The sequence below is a fragment of the Nitrospirota bacterium genome (assembly GCA_030645475.1).
GTDB lineage: Bacteria > Nitrospirota > Nitrospiria > Nitrospirales > Nitrospiraceae > Palsa-1315.
Map to the genome: position 1 here is coordinate 1 of JAUSMA010000005.1, position 12,637 is coordinate 12,637.

The following is a 12,637-nucleotide window of genomic DNA, read 5'->3' on the forward strand; positions in this document are numbered from 1 at the left end:
CGACCCGGTCGTGGCCGATCGAGCCTCAAAAAGCCTCGGGCATGAAACGACCTTCGAACAAGACACCAGCGATCCGGCCTTCCTGGAACACACGATCAAAAGTTTTCTCGGGACATTGGCGCACGACCTGCGCGTGCAAGGACTGGCGGCGGGATCGTTCACCGTCAAACTCAAAGATGCCACGTTCCAGATCACCACGCGACAGCAGCAATTTTGGCATCCGCTCAACTACGATCCTGCCATGTGGCCGGCCGTCCAGTCGGCGCTCCAGAGCCTGGCCAGGCCGCATACCCGCTATCGGTTGGTGGGTTTGTCGCTGTCCGGCCTCTTACCCGCGACAGACTCGCTCTTTACACAGCGCCAAACCCAGGCGGTCGCAGCCTTGGATGGGCTGATCGAACGATATGGCAGTCGAATGGTACGACTCGGCGGGATTCCGGAAGAGTAACCAGGCAGGCTCAGCTTGGACGTTGACTGTCGGACGGACGTACCGAGTTCAAGAACGCTTCCACTTCCTGAATGACCACTCCCTGCTCCTCAGCGGACAGCTTATCCCAATGTTGCCGGAGCGGTTCAAAGTATCGCCTGATGGAGGTATAGAGACTATAGGCTTTCCCGTTTCGCTCATCCTGACTGTCGGCCATGGCTATCGTCCTTTCACGTTTTCTAGTAGGCCAGCAGTCTAGTCAATTTTCCCCTTGGCAGACAAGGGCATGGTTAAATCTCCCACCCACAGTTCTAACAGGCTCCGAAAAATCTTCAGGAGAACAGCATGCAGGATGCTCAAACAGTTCAGACTTCTCACCCGCCCAACCCCGGCGCGCCAAGACGCGCTATTCCACAGGCAAGGCCGCAGGCGAATCGAAACCGGAGGCGTACCCTCAGGGGTACGTTGAGGATTTCGATGAGCCGAGAACGAAGCTGGCGGACTGTTTCAGCATCCTGCATCGAGTCTCTTTCCATCCGAGCACACAGTCGGTATGATGCAGCCATGTCTGTGAAAGTCATGACGAAAGACCAGCTGGTCCCACTTCTGCGTACGGCGCAGACCCGGAATAAACGTATCGTGTTCACGAACGGCTGTTTCGATCTCATGCATGTCGGCCATACGCGTTACCTCCAGGCGGCGAGAGATCTCGGAGACCTATTGGTCGTCGCCGTCAACAGCGATGAGTCCGTCAGGAGCTTGAACAAGGCCCCGGATCGGCCGATCGTCCCGGAGGCTCAACGGGCGGAAGTGGTCGCCGCCCTCAGTTCGGTCGATTATGTAGTCCTGTTCAACGAACCGGACCCCCACAGTTTGATTGCCGCCTTGCAACCGGATGTACTCGTGAAAGGTGGAGATTGGGCGGTGGAACGGATCGTTGGCCGAGAAATCGTCGAAGCGCGCGGCGGGGTCGTCCGCACCATTCCCTTAGTCCCCGGCGTCTCCACCACGACGCTGATACAGCGTATTCGCTCGACTACAACGTAAGCAGGATGCTGAAACAGTCCGCCAACAGCGTTCTCGCTTCGCTCAGGTCCTCAACGTACCCCCGAGGGTACGTCTCCGGCCTTCACTCGCTGCGGCCTTGTTGGACGAACTGTTTGAGCATCCTGCTTAGCTGGTCTCTTTTTATTTTTACTAACCTGTCAACCATCGAAATGCGCCATGAGGAACTCACTGTTCCCTAGCCTGTGACACCATGTCCGATACGATTTCCACAACATCAGCATCCCAGTGGTTCGTTCCTGTCGTTGCGGCGCTAGGAGACGGAACAGGCCGCCCCTCGGTCGCGGGCCTCTACGGCTCCACCGCCGGGCTTGCCCTCACCACACTCCTGCATCCCCAGTTGGGCAAACTGGGGAATCGATCATGGCTAATCGTCACTGGGTCGGACGAGGCGGCGGAACGCCTCTTCGACGACCTGCACTTCTTCCATGATCTCATCGGCCTCCCGGCGGCGTCCCTCGCCCTGTTTCCGCGATGGGAAACTTTGCCGTACGAGGGCAGCGCGCCCCATGTCAGCCTGATTGCGCGCCGGATGAATGCCCTGCATCACATCCGGACCACCCCACAGACCTGCCTGGTCACCTCCATCGCGGCGCTCATGCAACGGCTGTTGCCCGTCGAGACGTTTAGCCGCACCACCCTGCAATTCAAACTGGGCGGCACGATCGAACGAGAAGTCCTCACCGGAGGATTGTTACGCCTCGGCTATCGGCAGGTCTCGGTGGTGGAAATTCCAGGAGAGTTCAGTATTCGAGGCGGCATTGTCGATATTTTTTCGACGGCCTATGCCGACCCGCTGCGGGCAGAGTTTCTCGGCGAAACCATCGACTCGCTCCGCCTCTTCGATCCCGCCACGCAAAAATCCATCAAGAAGCTGGATCGAGCGGTCGTCCTGCCCGCGCGGGAATACTTGCGCGCAGAGACGTCGCCGGACGCCCTCGCTCCCATCCCGGTGGATGCAGAATGGCGCGCACCGGATCTGTATCCCAGCATGGACACCCTCTTCGACTATTTCACCGAACAGCCCATCCTGGTCATGGATCAGCCGGCCGGATTGAAAGGGAGCTGCGAGGAGCTCTGGGGCAAAATCGACGACGGGTATCTCCGCCATACCGACCGGGAGGCCGTCGCCCCCTATCCCTCACCGGAACGGTTGTTTCTCTCCTGGGCCGCGCTCTTGGATTGCACGAAACGGTTGCCCGCCCTTGCGCTCGAGCCGCTCACGCCAAGCGATGCGTCCTGGAGTCCGGTCCTGACCTTTCCCGCTCAGAGCCCGGCCAGCGCAGGCCTCGGAGCTCGCGGCATGCCCTTCAGCCAGACTCTGACCATTATGGATCGCCTGCGGGATGAATGCCGCGTCGTGCTCGTCGCGAGAAGCCGCGGCCAGGTCGATCGCTTGCTGGCGCTCTTGCGCGAACACGATGTGCCGGCGACGGAATGGACGACGGGAACCTGGACTGTGACCGGGAAAACCAAAGCGCCCTTCTACGTCTTGCACGGCGATCTGTCCGCAGGGTTTCTCGCTCCGGACTTGCGCCTGGCGGTGCTCACGGAAGAAGAACTGTTTGCCAAGGGCGCACGCCACAAACCCCAGGCAAAAAGTAAAGCCGCGACGTTCCTTTCGTCGTTGGAAGACCTCAACGTGGGCGACTATGTCGTCCATGTCCAACATGGCATCGCCAGGTATCAAGGCCTCAAGCGCCTCTCGGTGCAGGACTTCGACAGCGATTACTTGATCCTGGAATTCGCCGGCGGGGACAAGCTGTATGTCCCCCTGGAGAAACTCAGCCATGTGCAGCGGTATAGCGGGGCGGACGGCCATGGCCCACGCCTGGAACGGCTAGGCGGCACCAATTGGGCCAAAACGACCGCGCGCGTCAAAAAGGACATCGAGGAGATGGCCCATGAGTTGGTCGACCTCTATGCCAACCGCGAGCTCGTGACGCGCAATGCCTATGGGTTCGACAGCACGATGTACCACGAATTCGAAGCCGCGTTCGAATATGAAGAAACGGCGGATCAGCTCAAAGCGGTCGAGGACATTACCCGCGACATGGAGTCCAGCAAACCGATGGACCGGTTGGTCTGCGGCGACGTCGGGTACGGAAAAACGGAAGTGGCCATGCGGGCAGCCTTCAAAGCCGTGGAGGCCAATCGCCAAGTCGCCGTGCTCGTCCCCACAACCCTCCTCGCGCACCAACATTACGACAACTTCTCGGAACGGTTCGCCCCGTTCCCGGCTCGCGTGGCCCTGCTTTCCCGTTTCCAATCGCCGAAGGAGGCCAAGGCCATTCTCAAAGACGTGGCAGCCGGGGACGTCGACGTGATCATCGGAACCCACCGGCTCGTCCAGAAAGATGTGCTGTTCCGCGACCTGGGTCTCGTGATCATCGACGAAGAACAGTGGTTCGGCGTCAAACATAAGGAACGATTGAAGCAACTCCGCACCCAGGTCGACGTCTTGACGCTCACGGCCACCCCGATTCCCCGAACTTTGCAAATGGCCATGGCAAGCGTGCGCGATCTTTCCATCATCGAAACCCCGCCGGCAGGCCGCCTCGCCATTCGCACACAGGTGGTCCGATTCAGCGACACACTCGTTCGAGAGGCGATCTTGCGGGAATTGGGACGGGGCGGGCAGGTCTACTTCGTCCATAACCGGGTCGAGACGATGGAAAAGACGGGAGCCTGGCTCCACCAATTGGTGCCGGACGCGCGCATCGTGATGGCCCATGGGCAGATGAACGCGAAACCGCTCGAAGCCGTGATGCTGAAATTCTTCCGGCGGGAAGCCGACGTGTTGATCGCCTCGGCCATTATCCAATCGGGCATCGATGTGCCCCATGCCAACACGATCATCATCAATCGCGCCGACATGTTCGGTCTTGCGCAGCTCTATCAACTGCGTGGACGGGTGGGCCGAAGCGGCGATCAAGCCTACGCTTACTTCCTGGTGCCCGACGAAGGGCAACTGAGCGAGGATGCGCAGAAACGCCTAACAGCAATTCAGCAATTTACCGAACTGGGCGCCGGCTTCCGTATCGCGGCAGCGGATATGGAAATTCGAGGCGCCGGCAATCTCCTTGGCAAGCAGCAATCGGGACATATCGCTGCCATCGGACTCGACCTCTATATGCAAATGGTGGAACAGGCCGTCCAGCGCCTCAGGGGCCAGGTGGTGGAAGAAGAGCCGGATCCCGTGCTCCGGCTCAACGTCTCCGCCTTCATCCCGGATGCCTATGTCGCGGATCCTCATCAGCGCCTCTCCTGCTACAAGCGGCTGTCGTCCTGCACCCAAGTCGGAGACCTCGCGTTGCTGCATGGCGAAATCCAGGATCGGTACGGGCTGGCCCCGGACTCTGTCGAGCGCCTGTTCGAGGTCATGCAGGTGCGGCTTCAGGCCAAAGCGTTGCGCCTGGCTGCCATTGAACTCAAGTCCCACTCCGTCGTGGTGACACTCGACGCCAAGAGCAAGGTCTCGAGCCAGGCGATTCACCGGATGATGGACCGGTACAAGAAACGCGTCTGCTTCCTGTCCCCCCTCTCGTTCGAGCTCCAAATGCCGCACCAGGATTGGCCTTCCATCTTTCGAGAACTCACCGCAACCTTGCAAAGCCTGGGTGTCTGTGATACCAACACAACAGTGCCCTCACGTCCAACTCGCTAACAAGGTCTTGTGTATCTATGATTCGATCATCGAACGGCTCCATCAACGTCGTCGCTGTCCGCCTCGTCTGCCTGCTCGCCGGCGCCATCGGCAGCGGCCTCGTCCTGCTGACCAGCTGTACGCCTCCACCAGAGGAAAGCGTGTTGGCCCTCGTCAATGGCCGACAGATCACGCAGAACGAATTCGAAACCCGCTGGGGAGAACTGGCCGACGCGACCAGGGCGCGGTACGAGAAAGAGGGAGGGAAGCGCCGCTTCCTCGACGAACTCATCACCCGCGAACTGCTCATGCAGGAGGCGCGCAAACAGGGACTCGACCAGAACGATGCCATCCGCGATCGCGCGCAACGCTATCGTGAACAACTGATTCTCGACGAACTCCTCAAAGATCGCATCAAGGCCAAAATCGAACTCTCAAAGGAAGAGTTGGACGCTTTTTATGAGAAGCATGCCCACGAACTCCTGAGCCCGCTGAAAGTACAAGTGTCGCAAATGCTGCTGCCTCATTTTCCCGCCGCAAAAGATCTTGAAAAGCAGATCAACCAGGGCGGCGACTTCGCCAAATTTGCGCAACGTTATTCCCTCGACAACAAGACGAAAGCCAAGGGAGGAGATCTCGGCCCCTATCACAAGGACTTGCTCATCCCGGAAGTCGACGCGGTTGTGCATACGCTGAAGCCAGGAATGGTCAGTGCACCGGTCAAGACAGATGCCGGCTATTACCTCGTCATGGTCACGGCACTCGATAAGGAAATTATTCAGGCGGACTTAGCCGTCCGAGAGCGGCTCCGACAAGAGCTCCTCAACGAAAAACGCCGAAAACGTTTCGACGATGTGATTGCCGATATCCGCACAAAGGCGATCATCCGCCTCGCCGATGCCTCCCGCTATGTAGCCGACGACGTCGGCACACACTGACGCCTCGCGGATCGAGATTGCCTGCATTCCGACCCCTCAAGTCCTCCACAAATCGTGTACAATCTCCCGGAACCTCGTCGACCGGCCGATCTCGACGGCATAGGGCGAGCCTCCTATCCATAATCGCGTTCCGTCCGTTCATCATGATGGCACCACACTGGTTACGACTCACAGTCTTCTTCTCGGTTGCACTGATCGCACCGGCGGCCCCTCTTTCAGCCGCGCAGGTGGAAGATCGGATCGTCGCGATCGTCAACTCGGACCTCATCATGCTATCCGACATGAAACGGGAACTGACCCCCGAGCGGGAGCGGATACAGAAAGAGTTCCGCGGCGACATGCTCGCGCGGCGGCTCAAGACGGCGGAATACATGGCCCTGACCTCGATGATCGAACGCAAGCTGCAACTTCAGGAAGCGAAGACCAGAAGCGTCGAGGTCACCGATCAAGAAGTCCGGCAAGCGGTCCAGAATATGAAGCAACAGGGGGAAACGATCGACGAGACAAACCCGGCAAACATGAAAAGTGTCCGGGAACAGCTGACCCTGCTCAAAGTCGTCGATCGCGAAGTCCGGAGCGGGGTGATGGTGGCAGACTCCGACATGAAACGATACTTCCAGGAACACCGCGATCGATTTGCGCTCCCGGAGGAATATACCCTCAGCCAAATTCTCATCCTTCCCCGGTCGCCGGACGATACGGCCGATGCCAAAGAAAAGGTTCGTGACGTAATGAAACGGCTGAAGCAGGGGGAGTCCTTCGAAGACCTGGCACTGCAGTTTTCAGACGGCCCGAACGCCTCCCGTGGAGGGCGCATCGGCCTCGTGCGGCAGGGAGAGCTCTTACCGGGAATCGAACGGGCCATCGCGAAGCTCGTACCAGGCGGCATCTCGGATGTGATTGAAACCTCGGAAGGCTTTCAAGTCGTGCGACTGGAGGACAAGAAACCCAAGCAGTTCCGCCCCTACGAGGAAGTCCGCATTGAAATCCAGGGGCTCGTCTTCCAGCAGAAAAGCGAGGATGTCTTCCAGGCCTGGCTCGCTGACCTCAAGAACAAAGCCTATATCGAGATCAAGTTTGAAGCTGCTCCTTCAGGGCCGACCACAACCGGTCCCGCCCCTCGCCCGTCGACGACGAGTAAGGAATGATCGTTCCCCCTTCAGCCAATCCCAGCCCTTCCTGAAGCCGACGCAAGGCACTGACGCGCTCACTCATTTTCAACTTGTCGACTTTCGTCGCCACGACGATGGGTGGCCGCCCGACGGACAAGAGCCATGCGATGGTTTCACGATCCTGCTCGCTCAACACCCGGCATTCGACCAAGACGACCACCGCGCTGAGTTGCTCGCTGCCGTTAAGATACTGCTCGATCAACGGCGCCCACTCAGCCCGCAACGCTTTCGACACCCTCGCATATCCATATCCGGGCAAGTCCACCAATACGAACCGCGCCAACCCTGGGTCGTCGCTGGTGACCTGGAAGAGATTGACCAAGCGGGTCTTTCCCGGCGTACGGCTCACCTTGGCCAGCCCTTTGCGCTGCAAGAGAGAGTTGATGAGCGAGGATTTCCCGACATTCGACCGCCCGATGAAGGCGACTTCAGGCAGCTGACCTTTCAGAAACTGTTCTGGCCCCGCGCAACTTCTGATAAACTCTGCATTCAAGATTTTCAACGGTCACCCTCATAGATAGGCAAGGAGCACGGGGCGAGAAGCCAAGGCACGGATCAGTTCCTTTACCTCCAGCCTTGTGCCTCGCACGTTGTCATACGCATCAGACTATGAGGAAGTCAACCAAACAATCCCGCTCCCGCGTGAAGGTTTTCTTGATTCTCGGGCTCTGCCTCCCGATTGGGGCGATCCTGTTTCTCTGGCTGCTCACCTTGCCAGACGTCTCGATCTTACGCACGACTAATCCACCCGTGACGGCACTCATGGAAGCACGACAGGCCCAAGCCGAAGCACAAGGCCACAGCGCCAGACGCCATTGGGTATGGGTGCCGCTCTCTCGCATCGCTCCCTCACTCCGCCAAGCGGTCGTGGGGGCGGAAGATGCGGCGTTTTTCACCCACGAAGGATTCGACTGGGAAGGGATCAAAGAAGCCGCCAAATATAACCTCGAGGCTGGTGAACTCAAACGCGGCGGAAGCACCATTACCCAGCAACTGGCCAAAAATCTCTATCTCTCCTCCGAACGGTCCTTGTTTCGAAAGGCTCGGGAAGCGTTGATCACCCGTTCCCTCGAACAGCAGCTCACGAAGGAACGTATTCTCGAACTGTACCTCAACGTCGCCGAATGGGGACAGGGTGTCTACGGAGCGGAGGCGGCAGCCCGCCACCACTTCAAGAAATCCGCACGCGACCTGACGCCCGACGAGGCCGCCTGGCTGGCAGCCATCCTCCCCTCGCCCAGGCGATACGATCCGATCAGAAAAACGGCTGCCCTAACTCGCCGCCATGAACGGATCCTTCGCCGAATGAACCAGACGGCGCATCATGACATCAAGCCTGAGTAGAAACGGATGCTCGGCATGAGAGGCGCTTCTTTCTTACGGCTCTGCGGTCTCATTGCCACCTGCCTCATTCCCCGCCTCTCGCTCGCCGAAGAGCCTGCGAAGGAATTCTCCGTCTTGACGACCGATGAGGTCGTGATATCCGCGACGAGAACGGCGGAGCCGATCAGGCAGAGTGCGGCCTCCATCACTGTACTCACGCGTGAGCAGATCGAGCGATCGCCCTATGCTGGCGGACATCAGTTGGACGATCTGCTCAGATCGGTTCCAGGCGTCCAGCCTGCGACATTGAGCAGTCGTTACAATCATCCGACCGCTCAGTCTGTGACGTTGAACGGCTTGGGCACTCGTCGAACCTTGGTGCTGCTCGATGGTGTTCCGCTCAACGATGGGTTTGGAGGATGGATCAATTGGGGATTGATCCCGAACGACATTGAACGGGTCGAGATTGTTCCTGGAGGGGCCTCGAACCTCTACGGTACCTGGGCCATGGGCGGTGTCATTCACATCATCACGACTCCCCCGGCTGAAGGAACCGGGTTCAAGGTGGACAGTCAGGCCGGCACACTCAGCACCTATCAGCAGGCGTTGAATGCCCGGTACGGAACCGACCGATTCCGTTTTTCCATCGGTTACCGGTGGTTTCATACGAATGGGATCATTCCAGTCCCGGCCTATCAGCAAGGACCGGTGGACAGGACGAATGACTCGCGGCACGAACTGCTCAACGGCAGGCTGGCCTGGTTACCGTCGAGCAGAACGACCCTTGACCTCTCAGGGAGCCTGTTCCGGGAAGACCGGACATTTGGAACCAGCCTCAGCCTGGCGTCGAGAACGATCGGCAACATCGCGCTCGGACTTCACAGCGACCAGGGACAGGGCGGTCGATGGGACAGCAAACTGTTCGCCCAATGGCAGACCTTCCGGAACCAAACGTCCCAGATCACGCCAAGTCCGCTCCTGCGCCTCGCAGAATTCCGCAATCTGATTCAGACCATTCCCAGTAACGACTTCGGCGGGTCACTGCAATGGACCGGCAGCCTCTGGGGACCGGATCGGCTGGTGCTGGGCACTGATGCGCGAACGATCATCGCACAAGCGACCGACGATCTCTTTTCCTCAGGCGGCTTCACCGGACAAACCTTGACCCGCGGGCACCAGCTCGGATGGGGCCTGTTCGGGGAATGGATCCTGCCGGCGACAGAACGGTTGACCGTCACGCCAAGTCTCCGGGCCGATTGGTGGAAAAACTACAACGCGAGAAGCGAGTCTCCGACTGCGACCACGGCCTTTCGGGATAACACCGTCCAGGTCGTGAATCCGAAACTGTCGGCGAACTACGTCTTGACCGATAACGTCCGCGCGGGCGCCTCGATCTATCAAGGATTCCGGGCCCCGACCATCAACGAACTCTACCGGGGCTTTGGATTTAGCGGGTTCAGCTTCCTGCCCAACGACCAACTTCGCCCCGAACGGCTGACGGGGATGGAGGTCAAACTGGAAGGAAACCTGTTATCTGACCGCTCGTTCAGCTGGCGCCTGTCGGCCCATCGGGACGAAGTCAAAGACCAGATTCTTTTTCTCTCGCAAGGACCGGCAACCGCACAACGGCAGAACGTCGGCAGGACTCTATCGACTGGTGGGGCACTGGATCTCTCGTATCGGATTGCACCACTCCTCTCGCTAAGCTTCGGCTATGCCTACGTCGATTCAGCCATCACCAGCCTTCCGGGAGCGCAGGACCGAGAAGGCAAGCGAATCCCGAACGTCTCGCGAAACCAACTCACTGCCAGCATGACAGGCGGCAGATCCGATTGGGTCGCGGTCACGATCATGGCCCGATATCTCTCGCGCCAATACACCGACGACTTGAACCTGCAACCGGTGGCCGATTTCGTCGTGCTCGACGCGTCGCTCCAGCACGAGCTTCGAAATGGACTCAGGCTGGTTCTCAACGGTGAAAACCTCACCGACCGGCACTATATTGCAACACAGACCGGCTCGATCAAGACGTTGGGGAGCCCGCTCTTGATCATGGGCGGGATACGCGCCGAATATTAAACGTCAATCGAGAGGAGACGAATCACCGATCTCGGACGAACCCTGTTCGCAAAAAATCGCAGACTCATGGAGGTAATGTTTGAATTCGAGGAGGTTCCCGGAGGGATCTTCGAGAAAGAAGGTATGGTGCTCGAGGCTGGTGCCGGGGAAACGAACACGGGGCTGCTGGTAGAAGGGCAACCCTTTCGCCTGGGCCTGCTCTAACAGCCGCTGCCACGAATCTTTCGACAGAAACACCAGCCCGAAATGCCGGGGATAAATACCTTGTTGAGGCGGCAGGGGTTCCGCAATCACATGGGCCACCAGTTGGTGCCCCGCCAGTCCGAACAGAACGGCGCGGCTCGATTCACGACCCAACGTACAACCAAGTCCTTCAACATAGAAGCGTTTCGCCGCCGCCACATCGTGCGTGGGAAAGGCCAAATGAAACAGTGCATCCTTCATGGGAACTGCCCTCGGACCGTCGGCTTTCCCCTCCCCTTCCACCAGCCGGCAGCCATATAGGGCGTCACATGCTTAATCGCAAATCGCCCGTCCGGCGAGAGGACTAACGCCCCGGCAGACCCCTGGATTCTGGACACCAACATACGCAACACCTGTCGAGCCGCGACTGCAGGGCTTCTCCCCGCTGCTAAATAATCACAGATAGTCTTAGCGACGACAAGACGGATAATCCCTTCGCCCATTCCTGTCATCGACACAGCGCCACACTGATTGTCCGCATACAGGCCACAGCCGATGAGCGGACTGTCGCCGACCCTCCCAGGCAACATCGAATCGACGCCCCCGGTCGAAGCCCCTGCCGCCACCGTTCCAAATCCATCCAACGCGACCGCGCCGACGGTTCCATGCTGGTCCTTCCCGGTCCTCTGAGATTTTAACATCGCGCGATAGAGCCGCATCGTCTGCGCGGCAGAGGCTGAGGGAAGATCTCGACCGGTGTTTCGGCGAGGCGATCGCGCTTTGGGTAATGGAGCCAGTTGGCAATGTTGCGCAAATTTCGTGGCCTGAGGTCCCACGAGCAAGACGTGAGTGGTGTCCTCCATGACCAGGCGGGCGGCGGTAATCGGATGGAGAATCCCTTCGATCGAGGCAACCGCGCCAGCTCCGAGCTGTGCCCCTTCCATGATCGAGGCGTCCATCCGCTGCACACCATCGAGCTGGCGATTCGCCCCCCGTCCTGCGTTAAACAGACCGGACTGCTCGAGAAGACCGATGGTACATTCGACGGCGATGAGGGCAGGGCCTCCCTGCTCAAGAATGGCATAACCGATGACGAGCGCATCGGCCAGGCAGGTGGCCTGCGCCGGCGTCATGCGTCGAAGGCCGGCGCCTCCATGGGCAAGAATGAGGGGAGCGGAACTGGTCAATTGAGAAGCAGATCCCGAACCTGGCGGTAGGCCGGATCTTTCATGCGGTCCAAATCGGACCGCACAAATCCCAGGCCGGTGACGCAGAGCTCGAAGTTGTCGGAGAGTTTACGAAAGAGCGGAGGCTCTTCCCCCGATGGGCTGTCGGCCATTTGCGCGACAATCCCATAGGAGCGTTTTCCTGTCTTCATATAGTCCACGAGAAAATCCTTATGGTAGATCAATCCGGCTGTCTTCAGGCGGCGCAGATATTCCGGAAACAGGCCCGCCATGAACAGCGTAAAATCGCCAATGTGCTGATGCACGTCCCGCTCGCGATCCATCGACTGCGCCTCAAGCAGCACTTCGGATTCGAACAGGAGATCGACCACCGTATCGACCGGTTGGTCCTGGAGATTCCTGATCTTATATAAATGGTCGGTATGGGTAAAGTCGACCAGCAGATTGGAGACGTAACTGGTGACGTTGGAGTCGGGCCACCCGAGATGTTCCGTGAAACTCTTCTCGGTCAGGGCGCCGAAGAACTGCCGGAGCGGATGCCGTGGCGGAACTTGCGTTCTCATATCCACCTCTCACACATTCCGAAGACTCGTGAGTTCAGTATAGCAGATGTTCTC

At 58.9% G+C, this 12,637-nt stretch carries 12 protein-coding genes; 7 read left to right on the forward strand and 5 right to left on the reverse strand.

What is annotated here, in order from left to right; genetic code table 11:
* On the forward strand, nt 1-448 hold a 448-nt coding region (locus Q7U76_00090; protein ID MDO8354779.1), incomplete at its 5' end, for a hypothetical protein.
* A 10-nt stretch (nt 449-458) separates the two neighbouring features.
* Here Q7U76_00090 and Q7U76_00095 read toward each other — a convergent pair.
* Nucleotides 459-644, reverse strand: a complete 186-nt coding sequence (locus tag Q7U76_00095; GenBank protein ID MDO8354780.1) for a hypothetical protein — start codon at nt 642-644, stop codon at nt 459-461.
* A 347-nt stretch (nt 645-991) separates the two neighbouring features.
* Here Q7U76_00095 and rfaE2 point away from each other — a divergent pair, with 347 nt between their 5' ends.
* The 4 genes from rfaE2 (at nt 992) to Q7U76_00115 (ending at nt 7,224) form a co-directional block, all read left to right on the forward strand.
* Nucleotides 992-1,474: a D-glycero-beta-D-manno-heptose 1-phosphate adenylyltransferase gene (gene rfaE2 / locus Q7U76_00100; GenBank protein MDO8354781.1), complete on the forward strand. Its 483-nt coding sequence runs from the start codon at nt 992-994 to the stop codon at nt 1,472-1,474.
* A 211-nt stretch (nt 1,475-1,685) separates the two neighbouring features.
* Complete coding sequence (gene mfd / locus Q7U76_00105; GenBank protein ID MDO8354782.1) at nt 1,686-5,159, forward strand: transcription-repair coupling factor; 3,474 nt, start codon at nt 1,686-1,688, stop codon at nt 5,157-5,159.
* A 17-nt stretch (nt 5,160-5,176) separates the two neighbouring features.
* Nucleotides 5,177-6,076, forward strand: coding sequence for a peptidylprolyl isomerase (locus tag Q7U76_00110; protein MDO8354783.1), 900 nt, complete (start codon nt 5,177-5,179; stop codon nt 6,074-6,076).
* A gap of 143 nt (nt 6,077-6,219) precedes the next feature.
* Nucleotides 6,220-7,224 carry a peptidylprolyl isomerase gene (locus tag Q7U76_00115; protein ID MDO8354784.1) on the forward strand — a complete coding sequence of 335 codons (1,005 nt, stop codon included), beginning with the start codon at nt 6,220-6,222 and terminating at the stop codon, nt 7,222-7,224.
* On the opposite strand, the gene yihA is transcribed toward Q7U76_00115, so the two are convergent.
* Nucleotides 7,148-7,750 carry a ribosome biogenesis GTP-binding protein YihA/YsxC gene (yihA, locus tag Q7U76_00120; protein MDO8354785.1) on the reverse strand — a complete coding sequence of 201 codons (603 nt, stop codon included), beginning with the start codon at nt 7,748-7,750 and terminating at the stop codon, nt 7,148-7,150. The genes Q7U76_00115 and yihA overlap by 77 nt on opposite strands.
* A 107-nt stretch (nt 7,751-7,857) precedes the next feature.
* On the opposite strand from yihA, the gene mtgA reads away from it, so the two are divergent.
* Together mtgA and Q7U76_00130 are read left to right on the forward strand one after the other, a co-directional pair.
* Nucleotides 7,858-8,592, forward strand: a complete 735-nt coding sequence (gene mtgA / locus Q7U76_00125; GenBank protein ID MDO8354786.1) for a monofunctional biosynthetic peptidoglycan transglycosylase — start codon at nt 7,858-7,860, stop codon at nt 8,590-8,592.
* A gap of 15 nt (nt 8,593-8,607) precedes the next feature.
* On the forward strand, nt 8,608-10,650 hold the full coding sequence (locus Q7U76_00130) for a TonB-dependent receptor (GenBank protein MDO8354787.1): 2,043 nt from the start codon (nt 8,608-8,610) through the stop codon (nt 10,648-10,650).
* Nucleotides 10,651-10,653: 3 nt separating this feature from the next.
* Here the strand turns inward: Q7U76_00130 and Q7U76_00135 are convergent, their stop codons facing one another.
* Genes Q7U76_00135 through Q7U76_00145 form a run of 3 tightly spaced genes read right to left on the reverse strand, consistent with a single transcriptional unit; the run spans nt 10,654 to nt 12,583 of the window.
* Nucleotides 10,654-11,094 carry a VOC family protein gene (locus Q7U76_00135; protein MDO8354788.1) on the reverse strand — a complete coding sequence of 147 codons (441 nt, stop codon included), beginning with the start codon at nt 11,092-11,094 and terminating at the stop codon, nt 10,654-10,656.
* Nucleotides 11,091-12,020 (reverse strand): isoaspartyl peptidase/L-asparaginase family protein, encoded by a 930-nt coding sequence (locus Q7U76_00140; protein ID MDO8354789.1) that lies wholly within the window; start codon nt 12,018-12,020, stop codon nt 11,091-11,093. The genes Q7U76_00135 and Q7U76_00140 overlap by 4 nt, the downstream gene beginning before the upstream one ends.
* Entirely contained in the window at nt 12,017-12,583 is a 567-nt protein-coding gene (locus Q7U76_00145; protein MDO8354790.1) for a hypothetical protein, read from the reverse strand. The genes Q7U76_00140 and Q7U76_00145 overlap by 4 nt, the downstream gene beginning before the upstream one ends.
* Nucleotides 12,584-12,637: the final 54 nt, after the last annotated feature.